This is a genomic window from Myxococcus eversor (assembly GCF_010894455.1).
GTDB lineage: Bacteria > Myxococcota > Myxococcia > Myxococcales > Myxococcaceae > Myxococcus > Myxococcus eversor.
This window is the reverse complement of sequence record NZ_JAAIXY010000018.1, coordinates 26036-44876: the sequence shown is the minus strand read 5'-3', so window position 1 is coordinate 44876 and position 18841 is coordinate 26036. Positions and strand designations below refer to the sequence as shown.

General features: G+C 70.0%; 17 protein-coding genes. 16 read left to right on the top strand and 1 reads right to left on the bottom strand.

Features of this window, described 5'->3' with window-relative positions:
* Window positions 1–254 precede the first annotated feature (254 nt).
* The 13 genes from G4D83_RS31405 to G4D83_RS31345 all read left to right on the top strand — a co-directional run bounded on the left by G4D83_RS31405 (window position 255) and on the right by G4D83_RS31345 (window position 14167).
* Complete coding sequence (locus tag G4D83_RS31405; protein WP_240356789.1) at window positions 255–767, top strand: hemerythrin domain-containing protein; 513 nt, start codon at window positions 255–257, stop codon at window positions 765–767.
* 193 nt (window positions 768–960) lie between these two features.
* Window positions 961–1494: a cell wall protein gene (locus tag G4D83_RS31400; protein WP_163868546.1), complete on the top strand. Its 534-nt coding sequence runs from the start codon at window positions 961–963 to the stop codon at window positions 1492–1494.
* A 131-nt stretch (window positions 1495–1625) separates the two neighbouring features.
* Entirely contained in the window at window positions 1626–2510 is an 885-nt protein-coding gene (locus tag G4D83_RS31395) for a tryptophan 2,3-dioxygenase (protein ID WP_163868545.1), read from the top strand.
* Window positions 2511–2810: 300 nt separating this feature from the next.
* Window positions 2811–3932, top strand: a complete 1122-nt coding sequence (locus tag G4D83_RS31390; protein ID WP_163868544.1) for a hypothetical protein — start codon at window positions 2811–2813, stop codon at window positions 3930–3932.
* Between the two features lie 121 nt (window positions 3933–4053).
* Window positions 4054–6927, top strand: coding sequence for a sensor histidine kinase (locus G4D83_RS31385; protein WP_163868543.1), 2874 nt, complete (start codon window positions 4054–4056; stop codon window positions 6925–6927).
* Between the two features lie 37 nt (window positions 6928–6964).
* Window positions 6965–8017 (top strand): OmpA family protein, encoded by a 1053-nt coding sequence (locus G4D83_RS31380; RefSeq protein WP_240356788.1) that lies wholly within the window; start codon window positions 6965–6967, stop codon window positions 8015–8017.
* Window positions 8018–8150: 133 nt separating this feature from the next.
* Window positions 8151–9608, top strand: coding sequence for an adenylate/guanylate cyclase domain-containing protein (locus G4D83_RS31375; protein WP_163868542.1), 1458 nt, complete (start codon window positions 8151–8153; stop codon window positions 9606–9608).
* Window positions 9609–9661: 53 nt separating this feature from the next.
* Window positions 9662–10078 (top strand): type II secretion system protein GspG, encoded by a 417-nt coding sequence (locus G4D83_RS31370; protein ID WP_163868541.1) that lies wholly within the window; start codon window positions 9662–9664, stop codon window positions 10076–10078.
* Between the two features lie 166 nt (window positions 10079–10244).
* The gene (locus G4D83_RS31365) at window positions 10245–11594 is read left to right on the top strand and encodes a universal stress protein (RefSeq protein ID WP_163868540.1); all 1350 of its coding nucleotides are present in this window, start codon (window positions 10245–10247) and stop codon (window positions 11592–11594) included.
* Window positions 11595–11804: 210 nt separating this feature from the next.
* The gene (locus G4D83_RS31360; RefSeq protein ID WP_163868539.1) at window positions 11805–12392 is read left to right on the top strand and encodes a Fis family transcriptional regulator; all 588 of its coding nucleotides are present in this window, start codon (window positions 11805–11807) and stop codon (window positions 12390–12392) included.
* Between the two features lie 109 nt (window positions 12393–12501).
* A complete protein-coding gene (locus tag G4D83_RS31355) occupies window positions 12502–13035 on the top strand; it encodes an O-acetyl-ADP-ribose deacetylase (protein WP_163868538.1) in 534 nt (177 codons plus the stop codon).
* A 54-nt stretch (window positions 13036–13089) separates the two neighbouring features.
* Window positions 13090–13563 (top strand): hypothetical protein, encoded by a 474-nt coding sequence (locus G4D83_RS31350; protein ID WP_163868537.1) that lies wholly within the window; start codon window positions 13090–13092, stop codon window positions 13561–13563.
* Window positions 13564–13711: 148 nt separating this feature from the next.
* Window positions 13712–14167 (top strand): hypothetical protein, encoded by a 456-nt coding sequence (locus G4D83_RS31345; RefSeq protein WP_176433542.1) that lies wholly within the window; start codon window positions 13712–13714, stop codon window positions 14165–14167.
* 700 nt (window positions 14168–14867) lie between these two features.
* Here the strand turns inward: G4D83_RS31345 and G4D83_RS31340 are convergent.
* Window positions 14868–15527: an SCO family protein gene (locus G4D83_RS31340; protein ID WP_163868536.1), complete on the bottom strand. Its 660-nt coding sequence runs from the start codon at window positions 15525–15527 to the stop codon at window positions 14868–14870.
* A gap of 414 nt (window positions 15528–15941) precedes the next feature.
* Here G4D83_RS31340 and G4D83_RS31335 point away from each other — a divergent pair, with 414 nt between their 5' ends.
* From G4D83_RS31335 to G4D83_RS31325, 3 genes are read left to right on the top strand one after another with little or no spacing between them, the layout of a single operon-like run.
* Complete coding sequence (locus tag G4D83_RS31335) at window positions 15942–16145, top strand: hypothetical protein (protein WP_163868535.1); 204 nt, start codon at window positions 15942–15944, stop codon at window positions 16143–16145.
* 2 nt (window positions 16146–16147) lie between these two features.
* Complete coding sequence (locus tag G4D83_RS31330) at window positions 16148–17074, top strand: cytochrome c oxidase subunit II (RefSeq protein ID WP_163868706.1); 927 nt, start codon at window positions 16148–16150, stop codon at window positions 17072–17074.
* The gene (locus G4D83_RS31325) at window positions 17071–18828 is read left to right on the top strand and encodes a cytochrome c oxidase subunit I (protein WP_163868534.1); all 1758 of its coding nucleotides are present in this window, start codon (window positions 17071–17073) and stop codon (window positions 18826–18828) included. The genes G4D83_RS31330 and G4D83_RS31325 overlap by 4 nt, the downstream gene beginning before the upstream one ends.
* Window positions 18829–18841: the final 13 nt, after the last annotated feature.

Below are 18841 nucleotides of genomic sequence, written 5' to 3'. Positions count from 1 at the left end.
GCCGGCCGGGCCCCCGTTCCCGCACCCTCGGTCATCGCAAACCCACGCACCGTCCCTGGGGGGACTCGCCCTGCCGACCCCGGAGGTTGCTTTGAGTAGGCAACGCTTCGCCCCCGCCCCCCATGGGCTTTCAGTCGCCAGCCGAGGCACGATGCCGGTCGTTGTTTCAGCCCGCCGAACGTTCGCTCGACCTGTCGTTTGAGTTTCAATAATGTGAGGGTGAAGCGCAGCTTTGGTTGTCTGCCTGCTGAACCATGCAGATGGTTGAGGGCATGGGAGGCCCGTTCGACATCCTCGTGGAGGAGCACCGTGAGCTGGAGGAGCGCTTCGAGCGGCTCGTCTCCGGCGCGGAAGAGGAGCCCCTGAGCGCTCAGCACGAACTGCTGGAGCTGTTGCGACTGCACACCTGGCTGGAGGAGCGCTGTCTGCAACCGCTGGTGGCCCGGGTGGAAGGGCGTGCTCGTGCCCGGCTGCAGGCCGAGGATCATCTGGCCATGCGCGAGCTGATGGATGAGTTGGAGGAGCTGTCTCCGGGCGACCCCGAATGGCAGGCCCGGCTGTACGCGCTCGAGGATCTGACCGTCGCGCATTTCCAAGAAGAAGAGAGCGCGTTGTTGCCCAGACTCACCACCGCGTTGGACCCGCGCGAGCAGCAACAGCTGCGCACGGAGCTGATGCTGGCTCGCGACGAAGTACGCACCCTGGCCTCGGGGCCCTTTGTCTCGGGGTCCACCCCCCTGCTGGAAGACCTCCGCTGGGACGGCTGAGCGCCGTTCCCGCCCCACTGGAATGAGGCCCCGACCGGTACGGTAGGGGGGGTGATACGTCCTTCAGTCACACCTTTTATCGCTTCCTTTAGACAAATCCCAAATTGGAAGGTATGGGTATGAGCAGCATCACAAATCAACTCCCCCTTCCAGACCTTCAACAACCAGACTAGCCAAGACGAGGATTGAACGAATGTCCGTGGATAAAGCGTTTCGGGACATGATCCGTAACGAAATCGAGGTCCAGCTCAAGCCGCTGCGCGACGTGGTCTCCCGCCTGGAGTCCGGGACGGCGGATCTGGATGCACTGCGCAACGTGGCGGAGCGGCTGGCCCCGCTGGCCGAGGTCGTGGGGCCGCTGTTCGGCGCCCAGGTCGCGGCGGCGAAGCCGGGCCGCAAGGCCGTCGGTCGTCCTCCCGCGGCGGCGCGTGGCGCGGTGAGCGCGGCGGCGTCGGTGTCGGCGGGTGGCAAGCGCCGTGGCCGCAAGCCGTCGGCTTCGGCGGACGGCTCGCGTGAGTGCGCCATCGTCGACTGCGGCAAGCCCAGCCGGACCAAGGGCTACTGCGCGGCGCACTACCAGAAGCTGCGGATGCTGGAGAAGACCAACCGCCGCCCGTCGGCGTGGGTCGACTACGCGCCCGCGAACAGCGTGGAGGACATCAAGCTGCCCCGTGGCCGCGCCGCTTCGAAGGCCCTGGCCGCCGCCGCCCAAGCAGCGAACGGTTAATCAGCGGCACGTTTGGCCCCGGCCCGGGCAGACAGTGACCGCACCTCCGTCAACCGTGCTCCCTGGCAGGGAGAGGGTTCGGGGGCAGCCCGTACGGGAAGTCTTGCCCGCGGGGGCTTGCAGGGGCATGAATGCCCGGGCCCATGAACAAACGCGACTTGGAGCCTGGAATCATCACCGACCTGGCCGGAAGGACCACGTACGGTGATTACCTACAGCTCGACAGGCTGTTGACGGCGCAGGTTCCGCGCTCGCAGCCACCCCATCACGACGAGCTGCTCTTCATCATCCAGCACCAGACGAGCGAGCTGTGGATGAAGCTGCTCATCCACGAGCTGAGCGCGTGTATCCGCTATGTGCAGGCGGATCGGCTGGAGCCCTCGTTCAAGATTTTCGCGCGCGTGGGGAACATCCAACGGATGCTCTTCGAGCAGTGGAGCGTCCTGGAGACGCTCACGCCGAATGAGTACCTGGAGTTCCGTGACGCGCTCGGGCCCGCGTCTGGCTTCCAGAGCTGGCAGTACCGCGCGGTGGAGTTCCTCCTGGGCAACAAGGACTCCAATGCCCTGGGTCCCTTCCGCCACCAACCGGAGCTGCATGGGGAGCTGGAGCGGCTGTTGGAGTCTCCCAGCCTCTATGACGAGTTCCTGCGCCATCTGTCGCGCACGGGGCATGCGATTCCGGAGGACCACGCCCAGCGCGACTGGCGGCAGCCGTACGTGAAGAGCCCGGCGGTGGTGGAGGTGTTCCGCCGCATCTACGAGGACCCCCACGCGCACTGGGACGCGTACGAGATGTGCGAGAAGCTGGTGGACACCGAGGAGCGGTTCCAGTTGTGGCGCTACCGTCACATGATGACGGTGATGAGAATCATCGGCTTCAAGCAGGGCACCGGGGGCTCCTCCGGGGTGTCCTTCCTTCGCAAGGCCTTGGATTTGCGCTTCTTCCCAGAGCTGTGGGATGTGCGCACGGAGCTGGCACCCCCCTCGGCCCGGTCTCATAAACCGTCGCCGTGAGCGTGCTCCGGGCCGTCATGGCAGGCGTTGCGCCCCAGTCTTGACGTGTGGCCAATTGAGAGGAATGGCGGGGCCGTCGGTGACAGGCTTCGCCCGAGTGAAACATCGACAATGTGACGGGGTGGATGGGCGGGTGTCGGAAGCCACCCTGTCCGCCAGGCGGCCGGGCGGCGAGCGGGTGGTGCGGCTGGCTCCAGGGCTCCAGGCCTTGGGCTCCGAGGGCCACGACTGACGGCTCGTCGACAGGGCCCGTGCGCCGGGCGTGGCGTGGGGGAGGCGCGCGCTAGGCTTGCGCGCACCATGCCTGCCTCGGCTCCCCTGCTCTTCGAGAAGGCCCACATCCTCTGCTACCGCACCTTCGACATCGCGGAGGAGATCAACCTGGAGCGCGCGCGCAAGGCCGTCTCCGAGGACACCCGCCGCCTCAAGCTGTCGCGCGAGAATGGCCAGTACCTCCAGCTCCCCAATCCGCCGCTGGCGTATGAGCTGGGGCGACGGCCGCTCGCGCTGAAGGACGGGCCCATCACGGTGGATGCCACCGCGCGCCTGTTCGACCATGGCGCCGCGTCCATCATCCTGCGGGTGCCGGTGGTGCCGGGCACGTCCCTGGAGCACCTCACCCGCGTGGCGGACGAGCTGTACGACAGCCAGGCGCTGGAGGACCTGGCGCTGGATTTGGTGGAGGGCGTGCGCCACACCATCGCCTCCGCGGTGCAGGAGCCGCACCTGTGGGACCAGAACGAGAGCTACACCGTCATCTTCGCGGAGAGCATCCAGGGCAACCCGTCCGCGGAGGACCTGCTGGAGGGCGCGGACCTGGCGCGGCTGCTCCTGGGCGAGAACGGCCAGACGCCGCTGTCCCGCCGGGAGAGCGAGGCCGTCACGCAGATGCGCTTCAGCTACACGGTGAATGACCTGGTCGTCATCGACTGGAACAGCGCCTTCGTCTACGAGCCGTCGGGCTCCGGGGACATCCCGGACCTGCTCGAAATCGCCAACGCGCAACTGTTGGAATTCCGTTACTACGACGAGCGGCTGGACGAGCACATCGCCCGCATCCACGGCGAGGTGCAGGCCAAGCGCCACGGGTGGACGCGGCTGTTCCGCAGTCCGTACCGCACGCTGACGCGGCAGACGCTCAGCACGCTGGTGGACCTCAACGAGTTCATCGAGCGCGTGGACAACAGCCTGAAAATCATCGGCGACTTCTACCTGGCCAAGGTCTACGAGGGCGCGGTGCGCCGCATGCGCATCTCCGCCTGGCAGGGCTCCGTCACGCGCAAGCAGCAGCTGCTCGCCCAGACGTATGGCCTGCTCAAGGGCGACGTGGACATCGACCGCTCCCACACGCTGGAGGCGGTCATCATCCTGCTCATCGTCCTCGAGATTTTCTTCGCCTTCTTCAATGTGTTCGCTCACTGAACGGTGAGGCCCCACCTGTACCTGGGGACAGGGGTCCGCGGGTTTCGCGGCCCGGCCCGACATGGGACACTGGCCCTTCGCGGTGGGCCCCAGCGGGCCCGGACCGGGGGGACGTGTGGGCATGAAGGTGCCCGAGGGCAACCTGGCCGCGACGGACCGCGTGACGCGGAGCCTGGAGCGGTTGGCGGTGGCGCCGCCGGTGCGGGCGGTGCTGGAGGCGTTGCTGCGCGAGGTCGCGGCCGCCCTCGCCGTGTCCGACGTCTTCCTCTGTTGGCGAGAGGACGAAAGCGTCCCGCACACGCTCGCCACGCCCGGAATGCCGGCTGACGCGGTGGAAGCGTGTGGCCAGCGGCTGCTGGCGGGCACGCGCGACATCGACGGGGCGCTCCTGCCGTACCTGTCGGTGGACCTGGAGCGGGACGCGCTGCTTTCGGGGGCGACGGAGGCCCGGCGGAAGCTGGGCGCGGTGGGGCTCGTCTCGCTGCCGGTGTCCGCCTCCGTGGCCCGGGGTGTCGTCGGCGTGCTGGGCGCCGTGCTGGCCGAGGGGCGGGTGCCGTCGGAGGAGGAGCTCCAGCGCCTGGGCCTCTACGCTCGCCTCGCGGGGCTGGCGCTGGAGCGGGAGCAGGCGGTGGAGGGGGTGCGCCTGGAAGTGGCGCGGGCCCGCGCGGAAGTCGAACAGGCGGAGGTGCTGCGGCTGAGCCGCTTCCAGGCGGTGACGGAGGCCTTCGGCCAGACGCTCACCCGCGCGGAGGTGGCCCACGTGGTGCTGGATTTGGGGCTGCCGGCGGTGGACGCGACGGCGGGCATGGTGCACCTGACGCCGGAGGGCGGCGCGTCCGCGGAGCTCATCGCGGCGGTGGGGGTGCCGGAGGGGCTGCTGGAGCCCCTGCGCGTGCTGCCCCGCACCGGCGAGGACCTGCCGGGCCAAGACGCGGTGCTGGCGGAGGCGCCGGTGTGGCTGGAGACGCTGGCGGCGATACAGGCGCGCTACCCGAGGCTCGCGGCGCTGATGGCGGAGGGGCCGCTGCGGGCGTTGGCGCTGGCGCCGCTGTTCGTCGAGGGGCGGGTGTTCGGCACGCTGGCCTTCGGCTTCGAGCGGGAGAAGGACTTCACCGCGCTGGAGCGCACGTCCATCGTCGGACTGGCGCGGCAGTGTGGCCAGGCGCTGGAGCGCGCGCGGCTGTACGAGCGGGAGCACACCGCGCGACTGGAAGCGGAGGCGCTGGGCGCGCGGCTGAGCCTGCTGGCGGACGCGAGCGCACTGGTGTCCGGCTCGCTGGGCTGGGAGGAGACGGTGTCCGGCGTGGCGCGGCTGGCGCTGGGCCACTTCGCGGACGGGTGCTCGGTGGACTCGTACGACGAGGGCGTGGTGCGGCGGCTGGCGGTGCTGCACGCGGACCCGGAGAAGGCGCAGCGGGTGCTGGAGTTGACGAGCTTCCCGCTGGACTCGGGTCAGCCCTCCACGCTGGCGCGGGTGCTGGCCAGCGGGCAATCCCGCATGGAGACCCGCAGGACGCGCGCGCCTTCCCCGACGGGAGGCGAGCCGACGTGGAGTGCCTGCACGCTCCTGCTCACGCCGCTCGTCGCTCGCCAGCGGACGTTGGGCGCGCTGACCTTCGTGCGGGACGCGGGGCGGGCCCCCTTCAACGCGACGGACCTGTCGCTGGCGGAGGAGCTGGCTCGGCGCGCGGCGCTGGCGATGGACAACGCGCGGTTGTTCCGCGCCGCGCGCGCGGCCGAGGAAGAGAGCCGACGCGGCGCCGCGCGGCTGCACGTGCTGGTGCAGGTCAGCCAGCTCATCGCCGAGGCGGGGTTGGACCTGCCCACCGTGCTCGACGTACTGGCGAGCAAGGTGTCCGAGGCGCTGGGCGGCGGGTGCGTGCTGCAACTGCTCGCGGAGGACCGGGAGCATTTGGAGTTGGTGGCGGCGCACCATCCGGACCCCGTCGCTCGCGGTGTGCTGGAGTCGTCGCTGCGGATGAATCCCGCGCGCGTGGGCGAGGGGCTGTCGGGCCGCGTGGTGGCCACGGGGCAGACGCTCTTCGTGCCCCGGTTGAGCGCGGAGGAGCTGCTCGGGGACCCGTCACCCGAGGGCGTCACCTTCCTGGAGCACTACGGGCCGCAGAGCCTCATCATCGTCCCGCTGGGCGCGCGCGGCCGGGTGCTGGGCACGCTGGGCGTCATCCGCGAGGCGCGCGGGCGCGAGTACACGGCGGAGGAGCGCGCGCTCCTGGAGAGCCTGGCCGCGCGGGCCGCCTTGGCCATCGAGGACGCGCGGCTGTACGGCGCGGCGACGCAGGCGGTGAAGGCGCGCGACGAGCTCTTGTCGGTGGCGGGACATGAGTTGAAGTCGCCGCTCAATGCCCTGCAGCTCCAGATTCACCTGCTGGCGCGCATGGCGAAGGATGCGATGGCGGCCAGTGGCCTCGCGGAACGCGCGGAGAAGGCGGCGCGCGCGGGGCAGCGGCTGGGGTTGCTCATCGATGACCTGCTGGACGTGTCGCGCATCAGCGCGGGCCGGCTGACGCTCAACCGCGAGGAGCTGGACCTGGCGGCGCTGACGCGCGAGCTGGTGTCCCGTATGTCCGAGGAGCTGGTGCGCGCGGGCAGCGAGGTGCTGCTGCTGGCGGACGAGGAGGTGGTGGGGCAGTGGGACAAGCTGCGGCTGGAGCAGGTGCTGGTGAATCTCTTGTCCAACGCGGCGAAGTACGGCGCGGGGCGTCCGGTGACGGTGCAGGTGGAGCAGCGCGGCCCGGTGGCGGAGCTGGCCGTGAAGGACCAGGGCATCGGCGTGGCGCTGGAGGACCAGGAGCGCATCTTCGAGCGCTTCGAGCGCTCGGAGTCCGCGCAGCACTTCAAGGGCCTGGGCCTGGGGCTCTGGATTACCAAGCGCATCGTCGAGGCCCACGGCGGCGGCATCCGCGTGCAGAGCCAGCCCGGCAAGGGCTCCACCTTCACCGTGGAGCTGCCCCTGTCCGGCGCGCTGCCGACGTGAGCGTGCGTGACACATCACCTGGACAGCGCTTGGCCCCGTGCGCTCTGGTGACGCGGTGATGATGCGAGTCTCGCGCGGTGGAGTCCTGTTCCTCCTCTTGTTGGGAGGAGCGCTCGCTCCGGGATGTGGCCATTCGCCCCGGGCGCGGCCCGCTCCCGACGGCGACAGCGATGGTGTGCCCGACGCGGAGGACGCGTGCCCGCTCATCCAGGGGCCCGTCGCCACGCGAGGCTGTCCCATCAAGGACACCGACGGCGATGGCCTGGATGACTCCGTGGACAAGTGTCCGCGCCACGCGGGCCCCGCCTTCCGGGAGGGCTGTCCCGCCCGGGACTTCGACGACGACGGCGTGGAGGACGCCAAGGACGCCTGTCCCCGCGAGTCCGGCCCGCTGGAGCGCAAGGGCTGCCCCATCATCGACCCGGACCGCGATGGCGTGGAGGGAGATGCGGATGCGTGTCCCGAGGAGGCCGGCCCCGTGGAGCGACAGGGCTGCCCGGAGAAGGACGAGGACGGCGACGGAGTTCCGGACGAGGACGACGCCTGTCCGCGCGACGAGGGTGTCCCCTACCTGAGCGGGTGTCCCGAGCGGGACAGGGACGGCGACGGCCAGGCGGACCACCGGGACAACTGCCCGACGACGTCTGGCCTGGCTGCGAACCAGGGTTGCCCGGCCCAGGACAAGCAGCGCGTCAGCCTCCAGCGCGACAAGCTGGAGCTGCTGGAGCGCATCGCCTTCGAGAGCCAGACGGCGAAGCTCCAGGCCAGCTCCCACGCGCTGTTGGACAACGTGGCCCGGGTGCTGCTCGCGCACCCGGAGCTGAAGCGCGTCATCGTCGAGGGACACACCGATGCCTGGGACGATGCGACGACGGGGCGCGCGTTGACGCAGGCGCGGGCGGAGGCGGTGGTCGCCTACCTGGAGGGGCAGGGCGTGCCGCCGGAGCGACTGGAGGCGCAGGGGCTGGGGGCGGACAAGCCATTGGAGTCCAGCGGAACGTCGCTCGGCCGCACGGCCAATCGCCGCGTGGAGTTCACCTTCCCGCAGCCCCCTCCTCGGAAGTCCTCCCGGCCCGTACCCCGTCGATGACGCGGTGCCACACCGAGGGGGCGGGTCGTTGGCGCCTCCTCCTGTCCGGTCCGTGGAGTCCTCCCGGAGTGTCGGGAGGTGGGATACTCTGGCGTCCGCGTCCAGGGCTCCACCGGACGCCGAGGTGACCCCCATGAGCGCATCCCCCCTCTTTGGTGACCTGCTGCTCAAGCTGGGTATCGTCACGCCCGTGCAGGTGCAGGAAGCCCTGGCCCTCCAGGCGCTCACCGGCCAGCGCGTGGGCGAGGCGCTCATCTCCCTCGGCTACGTCACCCGGGAGCAGATTCAGGACGCGCTGGGAGAGGCGTTGGGTCTGCACCACGACAAGGGGCCCTCGCAGCCCGCCCTGGGCGAGCTGCTGGTGGGGCTGAAATACGTGACGCTCGCGCAGCTCGAGGAGGCGCTCGCCCGTCAGCGCCGCGACGGTCGCAAGCTGGGCGAAATCCTCGTGGAGCAGGGGCACTGCACGTACAAGCAGATCTACGAGGCGCTCGGCCTGCAGAACCGCATCGCCGGCCGGCAGGAGAACCCCCGGCCCTTCATCGACGGGCGCCGCCGCGTCGTCGTCGTGGATGACAGCCCGCTGGCGTGCGCCTTCGTCCAGGAGGGACTGGTCGCCCTGGGCTACGAGGTCCTCTGCTTCCAGGACCCGTTCGAGGCGCTGGAGGGCATGAGCCGCCTTCAACCCGCCATCGTCCTGAGTGACTTGGAGATGCCCGGGTTGGATGGCGTGGAGCTGTGCCGCCGGCTCAAGGAGGGCCCCACGCGGGGACTGCCCGTCATCATCCTCACCGCGAATGACCGCGAGGCGGAGCGCGTGCGGGGCCTGCGCGCGGGCGCCGACGACTACGTCAACAAGTCCGCGTCCATGGACGAGCTGGCGGCGCGAATCGAGAGCGTGGTGCGCCGCACCGGCGAGACGGAGCGGATGCGCAAGCTGTTCGCCCGCTACACCTCCGCGGCGGTGGTGGACGAAATCCTCAAGAGCGCGGACGCGGTGGTGCTCACCGGCGAGAAACGCGAGGTGACGGTGCTGTTCGCGGACATCCGCAACTTCACCGGCCTGGCGGAGAGCCTGCCTCCCGAGCAAGTCGTCGGGGTGCTCAACCAGGTGCTGGGCCGGCTGTCGGACGCGGTGCTCACGTGCGGTGGGACGCTGGACAAGTTCCTCGGCGACGGGCTGATGGCGGTGTTCGGCGCCCCGGTGGCGCGCACGGACGACGCGCTGCGCGCGCTCCAGTGCGCGAAGATGATGATGGACGCGATGACGGACCTGCGCGTGGAGGCGGAGGCCGAGTGGGCCGCCAACGGCCGCGAGGGCCACCCGCTGGTGCTGGAGCTGGGCGTGGGCATCAACTCGGGCGTCGTCGTCGCCGGCAACATCGGCAGCACGGTGCGCTCCGAGTACACCTGCATCGGAGACGCGGTGAATGTCGCCGCGCGGCTGTGCGCGCTCGCGGGCCCGGGGGAAATCCTGGTGGGCGAGCGCACCCGGGAGCTGGTGGACGCCAACGAGACGGCCTTCGAGGACCTGCCGCCCGTGCGCTTGAAGGGTAAGCAGCAGCCGGTGCCGCTATTCCGCGCGCTTTAGTCCCGCGTGAAGTCTTCCCCACCCCGGGCCGCCTCTGGCGGTAGGGTGGGGGCATGAATCCGTCCGCCGATGACCGCCCTCCGCCCTCCCGTCGCTCACCCGTGCTGTGGGTGGGGCTGGTGTTCGCCCTCGCCCTCATGTGCGCGGTGCTGGTGGGGGCGCTGACGCGCTCGAAGGCGGTGTACTCGGAGCGGATCCACCAGGACATCGGCGTGCTGGAGGACGCGCTGTCGCGCTTCCACGCGGATGGCAACGAGCTGCCGGAAGAGGCGGACCTGGAGCCCCTGCTGGTGCCCAAGTACCTGCCGGCGCTGCCGCTGGACCCCTGGGGACGGCACTACCGGTACACCAGCAACGGCGACCAGGTCTTCATCGCGACCTTCGGCCTGAGCGACGACCGGGGCGGCAGCCGCGAGGAGCAGGACCACACCAACCACGACGGGCACCCCCGGCCCGAGAAGGCGAAGTAGCCGTCCTGCCGTGCCCTCGGCCGACCCGGGGGCCGGCGTGCGATGGGCCCCGGAGCCCGAGCTCTTCGCGAGGCTGATGTGAAGGAGGGCCCCCCGCCCGGTGGCATCGTGCGCATCTGTCCCGAGGAGGGATGGAGTCCAGGCCATCCCCGCGAGGAGGGCGGCCATGGCCATCGTCTGTGCGAGCCCGCTGATGGCGCGGGAGTCCCGGGAAGTGGAGGTCGCCGCGGCGCTGGCGGCCAGGCTGGGAGAGCCGCTCCTGCTCGTGGGCGTCATGGACGGCGAGCCGCTGGCGGAGGCCTCGCGCCTGGAGGCCCAGGGGCACCTGGAGGCCCTGGCGGAGCGGCTGGAGCTTCCCCCGGGGCGGGTGAGCTGTCGGGTGCGCTCGGACGCGGACCAGGTGCTCGCCGACGAGGAGTGCCGGCACTCGCGCTGGGTGGTCGCCGCGGCGGAGGGCTGGCGGACGTCGGCCTGGAGGCGTGCCTCGCTGCCGGAGCGGCTGGCCCGACGGGGCTGCGGCCCGGTGTTGGCGGTGCGTCGCGCGGATGCGCTGGTGGACTGGCTGCGAGGGCGGCGCAGGTTGCTCGTCGTGGTGGGCGTGGATCCGCTGTCCCCCACGGCCGAAGCCGCGGTGGCCTTCCTGCGCGAGCTGCGCCGGGTGGGGCCGTGCGACGTGCTGGCCACCTACGTGTGCTCGCCGCTGGAGGAGCGGGAGCGGCTGGGCATCCACACTCCCGTCCATGTCGACCTGCTGGAGCCTCGGGCCCGGGACATGGAGGCGTTGGACCCCGCGGTGGAGACGGTGCTGTTGCGCGAGGTGCGCGAGCAGGTGGGGGACCTCCTGGGCGAGGGCGGCGTGGAGGTGGTGCTGGAGCCCGGCTTCGGTCGGCCCGCGGACCACCTGCTGCACGTGGCGCTCTCGCGCGGCGCGGACCTCGTCGTGGTGGGCATGCGCTCGCGGGGGGCGATGAAGCGGCTGTGGCACGGCTCGGTGTCGGCCGGGGTGCTGCGGCACGCGGAGCAGGCCGTGGTGTGCGTGCCGGACACGTTGCATGAGCCCCGGCACGCGCATCCGCCGCGCAGCGTGCTGGTGCCGGTGGACTTCTCCGAGGCGAGCGCGCGTGCCATCTCCCAGGCCCGCTCCCTGGTGGGGCCGGGCGGCCGGGTGCATCTGCTGCACGTGCACCGCAAGCGCCTGGGCGAGGCGGGGGATTACATCGACCACTACGGCGTGCTGCCCGAGCCTCCGCGCGCGCGGGACGTGACGCTGAAGCGGCTGTGGGACCTGGTGCCTCGTGACGAGGGCGCCCAGGCGCTGCGCTGGAGCGTGGAGGGTGTCACCGGCGAGGACATCGCCCTGGCCATCTGCCAGGCGACGGAGCGCGAGGGCGTGGACCTGGTCTGCCTGGGGACTTCGGACGGGCCCGCGCGCGAGCCGGACGCGCTGCCCGACGCGGTGACTCGGGAGCTGGTGGCGCGCTGCCGCCGGCCCGTCATGGTGGTTCCTGGCTCCTGACGATGTTCCTGGCTCCTGATGAGGTTCCCGGCTCGTGACGCGGTGCCTGGCTCGTGACGCTCTTGAGACAGCAGTCATCCAGGTACACATGAAAGGATTTTCAGGTGGGTCGATTCTGTCCCCACCTGCCAGGACACCCGGCCCGTTGAACGAGGGACCCGATGGGGCGCTAGAATCCCGGCACCACGCATCACAGCAGGGGGTTTGCCGGTGACGCTCAGTGGTTACCGAGAAGAAGAGCTCGTCTGCAATCGTGCCTCGCTCATCATCCATGGCGGCACGGAGGAGGAGCGCCGCAGCTGGGCCCAGGAGGCCGCGCGCAACTTCGACGTGGAGCTGGTGGAGGTGAAACAGGCCACGGACCTGGCCGCGGCGCTTCGCCAGCGCAACGGCGTGTTGTTCATCCCCGACGCCGCCAAGCTCGGGCGCGAGGCGCAGGGGCTCATCCTGCGCTGCCTCCAGATGCAGGAGGAGCGTCCCAAGGTGGTGGTGGGCGTATCGGGCGCGGCGGACGCGGCGCTCTCGCGCGGCACGCTGCGGGAGGACCTGCACTACCGGCTGCATCAGGCGCAGGTGGACCTCCAGAAGGAGGGCCTGCGGGAACTCCTTCGCCGGCGCTGGTCGCTCCAGGCGGAGCAGCTCGCGCTGAAGGCCGCCGCCGCCAAGGCCGTCGCGGAGTCGGAGCGCGAGGCCGCCGAGGCCCGTCGCCCCGGCTCGGTGACTCGAACGCTGCCCAAGGCGCGCAAGTCCGTCTCCAGCTCGCGCAAGCCGGCGGCCCGCAACCTGTCGCCTCGCTGAAGTCTGCGAGTGCGCGCTCTTCGCGCGAGGGGCACTGTCCCCTCGCGCCGTCAGTCGAGGAGCGAGGGCCCGTCGGCGCCCGGCCCACTCGAAGACGCGAGGAGACCCCATGTCGCTGGAGCTCATCCGAGGAGACATCACCCGAGTCGACGCGGACGCCATCGTCAACGCGGCGAACAGCTCGCTGTTGGGCGGCGGAGGCGTGGACGGCGCCATCCACCGCGCTGCGGGCCCGGAGCTGGTGGCCGAGTGCCGGCTCCTGCATGGCTGCCCCACCGGCCAGGCGAAGGTGACGCGCGGCTACCGGCTGCCCGCCCGTCACGTCATCCACACCGTGGGCCCCGTCTGGCGCGGCGGCACCCAGGGCGAAGAGGCCACGCTGGCCCGGTGCTACAAGAGTGTGTTCGCCCGGGTGTCGGAGCTGGGGCTGCGCTCGGTGGCCTTCCCCTCCATCTCCACCGGCATCTACGGCTTCCCGATTGAGAAGGCCGCGCCCATGGCCCTCCGGGAAATCCAGGCGGCGCTGGGGCGACTGCCACACCTTGAGAAGGTGACAGTGGTCCTCTTCTCGGAGGCGGATTTGGAGACGTATCAGCGCGCGCTCGCGGGGCTCCAAGGGGCGCCTGGGGGCGAGAATGTGTGAACGAGGAAAACTGGGCTACAGTTTCGCCCACGTCCTTTCTTCGTGGAGCATCACATGTCTCAGGAAAACGCTGCTGGTAAGCCAAAGCGCGGGCTCAAGCGGCCCATCGAGGTGGTCCGCGCCGAGCTTCTGAACGACTCGGACACCAAGAAGATCGCCGCGGCCGTGAACATGAAGCTCGAGGACTACGTGGAGCTGGTCCTGAAGTACGCCCAGGACAAGGACCTGCAGCCCGAGCTGAACATCGTCCCGGACGAGGAGCTGAAGAAGAACGGCATCACCCCGGTGACGTCCGACGAGGCCGCCGACATCATCATCCGAGGGATGAAGGGGGAGCTGCCCGGCTCCGCGCCCGACTTCGACAACTCCAAGTTCGAGCAGAAGGCGGCTGGCGGGAAGCCCGCGCTGACGACGCCGGACCCGGCCACTCCCGCGGCCCAGCAGCCGGCGGCTCCGGCGGGTCCCCAGGACGCGGCCGCGCGGCAGGCGATGTTGGATCAAATCAAGCGCGGTGGCGGCCGGGCCTGAGTTCGTACCCCGGGGCGGAATGTCGGAGAAAATCCGACGGAAATTCTGGCGGAAACAAATCAGCCGCTCCGCCGAGAATCACTCTGAGTCTTCGCTTCGGCAAAAACTTCCTTCTTCCACTCCCCTTTCGTCACCCCGAGGTATCGCCATGGGCCTGTTCGGCAGCTTCAACCCCCTCAAGTTGATTCAGAAGCCCCTGGAGCTGCTCGGCAAGGCGGCGGAGACGGTCAGCAAGCTCGCCGGTGGTGTGGCGAACATCGGTGGCAAGGTCCTCGACTTCCTGAAGAAGCCGGCTGAAGAGGTGATTTCGCCCATCACCGACAAGATCAGCGAGCAGATCAAGAAGATCCCCTTCCTGGGCAAGTTCCTGGCCCCGGTGGTGGAGAACCTGATGAAGCAGGGCGTCACGTCGCTGGTCGGCGAGGGCCCCATCGGCGGCATCGGCGCGCTGGCGAAGGCCACCTCGAAGATCGAGGACGTGGTCAAGGTCGCCGAGACGGTTCGCAAGGGCGCCGACAAGGTCGACGCGTTCGCGGACAACTTCCTGGGCCAGCAGAACCTGCAGAACATCTTCGCCCAGCGTCACGCTTCCTTCATCGAGTAAGCGGCTCGCGCCCCTGGCGCGATGACGCACCACCGAGGGCCGGCCTTCCGCGAGAGCGGGGTCGGCCCTTCGGCTTTGCGGGGCAGGGGAGTGGATGAGCACTTGGGGCTGGCCTTCCGTGGAAGCAGGGCTGGCCCATCGGCTCGAGGGGCAGGATTGGATGGGCACCGAGGGCCGGCCTGCCGTGGGAGCGGGGCTGGCCCTTCGGCTTTGAGGGGCAGGGGAGTGGATGAGCATCGAGGGCCGGTCTTCCGCAGGAGCGGGGTCGGCCCTTCGGCTTTGAGGGGCAGGGTTGGATGGGCACCGAGGGCCGGTCTTCCGCAGGAGCGGGGCTGGCCCTCGGGCGTTGGGGTGCCGTGAGAGCGGGGGGCAGCGCGACTCAGGCGAGGACTGTCGCGATGCCCGAGGCCCGGCTTCCGTAGGAGGAGCAACCCAGCGGCGCCTCCGGTCATGGCGAAGCAGGCCCCCGCTCGGGGCGGTCAGAAACCCGACCTGGGTGGTCCGGTACCCGTCCTGATCCTCAGGACCTGAGACTGGGTCCGCACTCAGTGTGTGGATTTGGGGCTGTTTTTCTCAGCTCCCAAGGTGGTGGATCACTCCGTTGGGAAGCGGTGTCGCGATGCCACGAAGCACCTCCCCAAGAAGGTGCGCCAGGCCGGATGGATCATCACGGCCCGGATTCAGGGGAGGGCAGGTCGAATCAGCCCTCTTCGCTGGCCAGCCGCTTCACGTCGCGCAGGAGCCGGTCGGTCGAGTCGCTGTCCGCGCTGTCGTAGTACCCGCGAATCTGTCCCTGCGAGTCCACGAGGACGAAGTGGGTGCCATGGAAGATGGAGAGCAGGTCGTCCTCGGCGGAGCCGGGCTCGCGGCCCATGCTGACCTTGAAGCCCTGGACGATGGTGTCCTTGAGCACGTCGTAGTCGCCGGTGAGGAAGCTCCAGCGCGCGAAGTTGGCGCCGTGGAGTTGGCCATACTCGGTGAGGCGCGCGGGGGTGTCGTACTTCGGGTCGACGGAGAAGGAGACGAGCTGGAGGTTCGTCCCGAACGAGTCGGTGCTGGTCTGCACGTGGGCCATCTTCCGGGTGAAGGCCGGGCACACGGTGGGGCAGCGGGTGAAGATGAAGTTGGCGATGAAGGGGTGGCCTCGGAGCTGGGCGCTGCCGAAGGGCTGACCGTCATGTCGGGTGAAGGTGAAGTCCGGCAGGGCGCCGAGCTGGGGCAGGGGCTCGCTGCCCGCGCGCGTCAGGTTGCCGGCTGCGACCGCGGCGAGGCCCAGCGCGACGACGGCGATGCCAGCCCAGAAGCCAGGGCGTTGCGTGAGACGGGCCGGGGGGAGCGCGAGAGGGGAGTCGGCGGACATGGCCCGGACCTAACGAAAGGCCCGGGAGGGCACAAGCGCGTCGGACGGCCCAGGGTCAACCTGCCTACTCGCGAGGTGTAGCGGGCATCAGGTCGCCCCGAGGGCAGGCGGGCCTGAGGGAGCGGGGAGGGGCCCGTGGCTTGAGGCCTCCAGGGCCGCGTGCTAGCCGGGAAGGCGGTGATGACTGGCGAGCGCTCCATAGCGGGTCGACGAGCCGCGTCCCGCCTTCCGGGGCGAGGGATTCGCTGGTGCATGTCTCCCGAGGGAGGCGGACTCGGCTTTCCAGAGCGAGGAATGGACGAGCGCCTGCCACTCGATGAAGGCGCGGTCGTCACGAGGGGGACTCGCGACGTGCGTTCCATCGAGGGACAGCGAACCATGTCCCTCGTTCCCGAAAGAAAGAGGCTCGGGGGCATGCCTCTCGCAGGGCTCCTCATGGTGTTCCTGCCGCTGGACGCGCTCGCCTGTGCGACGTGCTCCCTGCTCGAGCCCGAGTCTGCGGTGCGCTCGGCGCTCCTGGTTGTCGGGTTGATGCTCACGCCTTTCCTGGTGGTGGGCGTGGGGCTGTGGGCGGTACGGCGCGCGGGCCGGGAGGCCTCTCGGGAGGATGGCGCGTGAGCATGTCCGTCGAGGGAAAATCCCAACCGTCGTCGGACCTGCCCTCGGACACGAGCGAGAGGACGTTGGCACTCCGCGAGGACGCGACCATCAACGGGCACCGCACCGACGACGCGCCGCCAGGCGTAGACAAGTCCGTCGAGGGAAAATCCCAGCCATCATCGAACGCCCCCTCGGCCACGAGCGCGAGGACGCTGGCGCTCCCCGAGGACGCGAGTGTCGACGGGCACCGCATCGACGCGCTGCTGGGCTGGAGTCACCGCTTCGAGGCGGGGATGGCCGCGCTCGCGCTCGGGTGGATGGTGGTCGCGGTGTGGCGCTTCCGGAACGCGAAGCGAGCGGCGTCTGACGGTGGCACGAAGCGCTCGCGCGCGTGGGTGTTCGGCCTCGCATTGAGCACGTTCCTCGTGGTGGACGGAGCGCTGCTGGTGGGCTCGGAGGGCTACCTCCGGGATGTGCTGTGGAACCTCCAGGTCCCCGCGACGGACCCGCGCACGGTGCGCATCGAAATCAACGCGCATCAGTGGTCCTGGGAGGCGCGCTACGCGGGCGAAGACAACCGCTTCAATACATCCGACGACGTGGTGACGTGGAACGACCTGCGCGTGCCTGCGGGGGTGCCCGTCTGGGTGCAGTTGGTCTCCACGGACGTGGTGCACGGCTTCTCGCTGCCGAACTTCCGAGTGAAGCTGGACGCGATTCCGGGGCGCGTGAATCAGACCTGGTTCCGAGCCGCGCGCGAGGGCACCTGGGAAGTGGCCTGCTACCAGCACTGCGGCACCAGCCACTACCGGATGCGCGGCGAGCTGCGCGCCCTGTCCGACGAAGCGTATGCCGCGTGGCTGCGCGAAGCAGGACGGCAGGCCGTGCAGGCCTACGACGTGGATGACAGCGCGGCCCACTGGGGCTGGGAGTGGAAGGCACCGTGAGCCTGCTCTCGCTCGACCACAAGGACGTGGCGCGGCGCTACCTGTGGAGCGGCCTGGGCTTCCTGTTGCTGGGAGGGCTGCTCGCGCTGGCCATCCGCTGGCAGTGGGCGTGGCCGGGGCAGCCGGTGCCAGGGCTCGCCTGGGCGCTGCCCGAGTCCCGAGGCGCGTTGACTCCGCCCACGTACACGGCCGTCTTCACCATGCACGGCCTGGTCATGATTTTCTTCGCGGTGACGCCGCTGCTCTTCGGCGCACTGGGGCACTTCGTGCTGCCGCTGGCCATCGGGGCGCGAGGGCTCGCCTTCCCGCGACTCTCGGCGCTGGGCTACTGGGTGTACGCGCTGGGGGGCGTGCTGGTGCTGGCCTCGTTCGCGGTGCGGCTCGGGCCGGCGAGCGCGGGATGGACGGCGTATCCACCGCTGTCGACGTCGGCCTTCACGCCCGGGTTGGGACAGACGCTGGTGACGGTGGCGGTGCTGTGCGCTGGCACGTCGGCCTTCACCTATGGCCTGAACTTCGTTGTCACGGTGGCGAGGTGTCGAGCCCCGGGGATGACGTGGGGACGGCTGCCGCTGACGGTGTGGGGCCTGTTCTTCGCCTCGGTGTTGAACGTGCTCTTCGTGCCGGTGCTGGCCGCCGCAACGGCGTTGCTGTTGATGGACCGGTTGCTGGGCACTCAGTTCTTCATCGCGGGCGCGGCGGCGGTGGGCGGTGGTGGGGACCCGGTGGTGTACCAGCACCTCTTCTGGCTCTTCGGCCATCCGGAGGTCTACATCCTCATCCTGCCCGCGTGGGGCATGGTGGGGGACCTGGTGGCGTTCTTCAGCCGCAAGCCCGCGCATGGCTATCGGCTGACGGCGGGGGCCATGGGGACGGTGTCCGCGCTGAGCGGGCTCGTCTACGCGCACCACCTCTTCACCAGTGGCATGTCGCCGTTGCTCGGGCGCACGTTCATGGTGCTGACGCTGCTCATCTCCCTGCCCGCGGAGGTGATGTTCCTCAACTGGCTGATGACGCTGTGGCGAGGCAGCGTGCGGCTGACGTCGCCGATGCTCGCGGCGCTGGCGACGATGGTGGTCTTCGGGCTGGGCGGAATCACGGGCCTGGCGCTGGGCGCGGTGGCCACGGACGTGCCGCTGCACGGGACGCTGTGGGTGGTGGGGCACTTCCACCTGACGATGGGAGCCGCCAGCTTCCTCGGTGTCTTCGCGGGCCTCTACTTCTGGTTCCCGAAGATGTTCGGGCGCGCGCTGCACGAGGGACTCGCGAAGGTGCACGTGCTGTCGAGCGCGGTGCTGTTCCTCGGCGTGTTCGGCGGACAGCTCGCGGCGGGCTACGCGGGGCAATTGCGGCGACTGTATGACCCATACCAGTACACGTACCTGAAGCACCTGTTGCCGCTGAACCAGTGGACGACGGTGTGCGCGTTCCTGCTGGGCGCCGCGCAAGTGGTGTTCGTGGTGAACCTGGTGTGGACGTTGCGGCGAGGGCGCGCCGCGGAAGCGAACCCATGGCAGGTGGGCACGCTCGAGTGGACGTGCGCGGCGAGCCCGCCCGGCGAAGGCAACTTCACGCAAATCCCCGTGGTGCTGCGCGGGCCGCATGCACTGTCACAGCCGGAGGTGTTGGAGCGACTGGGGCGCGACTGGATTGGACAGGCGGAGGTGCTGCCAGGGGAGGCCCGACAGGGCGCGGGTGACGAAGCGATGCCCGCATCCGAGGGCCCCGTGTCCACCGTGGGGAGCGTGACATGAGCGAGCACGGACG

Excerpts from the sequence above, each read along its gene's own strand:
- G4D83_RS31395 (WP_163868545.1), top strand. The coding sequence starts at position 1,626 with ATGCCCGGGCCCATGAACAAACGCGACTTGGAGCCTGGAATCATCACC.
- G4D83_RS31405 (WP_240356789.1), top strand. The coding sequence starts at position 255 with ATGCAGATGGTTGAGGGCATGGGAGGCCCGTTCGACATCCTCGTGGAG.
- G4D83_RS31370 (WP_163868541.1), top strand. The coding sequence starts at position 9,662 with ATGAATCCGTCCGCCGATGACCGCCCTCCGCCCTCCCGTCGCTCACCC.
- G4D83_RS31365 (WP_163868540.1), top strand. The coding sequence starts at position 10,245 with ATGGCCATCGTCTGTGCGAGCCCGCTGATGGCGCGGGAGTCCCGGGAA.
- G4D83_RS31345 (WP_176433542.1), top strand. The coding sequence starts at position 13,712 with ATGGGCCTGTTCGGCAGCTTCAACCCCCTCAAGTTGATTCAGAAGCCC.
- G4D83_RS31390 (WP_163868544.1), top strand. The coding sequence starts at position 2,811 with ATGCCTGCCTCGGCTCCCCTGCTCTTCGAGAAGGCCCACATCCTCTGC.
- G4D83_RS31375 (WP_163868542.1), top strand. The coding sequence starts at position 8,151 with ATGAGCGCATCCCCCCTCTTTGGTGACCTGCTGCTCAAGCTGGGTATC.
- G4D83_RS31400 (WP_163868546.1), top strand. The coding sequence starts at position 961 with ATGTCCGTGGATAAAGCGTTTCGGGACATGATCCGTAACGAAATCGAG.
- G4D83_RS31350 (WP_163868537.1), top strand. The coding sequence starts at position 13,090 with ATGTCTCAGGAAAACGCTGCTGGTAAGCCAAAGCGCGGGCTCAAGCGG.
- G4D83_RS31355 (WP_163868538.1), top strand. The coding sequence starts at position 12,502 with ATGTCGCTGGAGCTCATCCGAGGAGACATCACCCGAGTCGACGCGGAC.
- G4D83_RS31335 (WP_163868535.1), top strand. The coding sequence starts at position 15,942 with ATGCCTCTCGCAGGGCTCCTCATGGTGTTCCTGCCGCTGGACGCGCTC.
- G4D83_RS31385 (WP_163868543.1), top strand. The coding sequence starts at position 4,054 with ATGAAGGTGCCCGAGGGCAACCTGGCCGCGACGGACCGCGTGACGCGG.
- G4D83_RS31330 (WP_163868706.1), top strand. The coding sequence starts at position 16,148 with ATGTCCGTCGAGGGAAAATCCCAACCGTCGTCGGACCTGCCCTCGGAC.
- G4D83_RS31340 (WP_163868536.1), bottom strand. The coding sequence starts at position 15,527 with ATGTCCGCCGACTCCCCTCTCGCGCTCCCCCCGGCCCGTCTCACGCAA.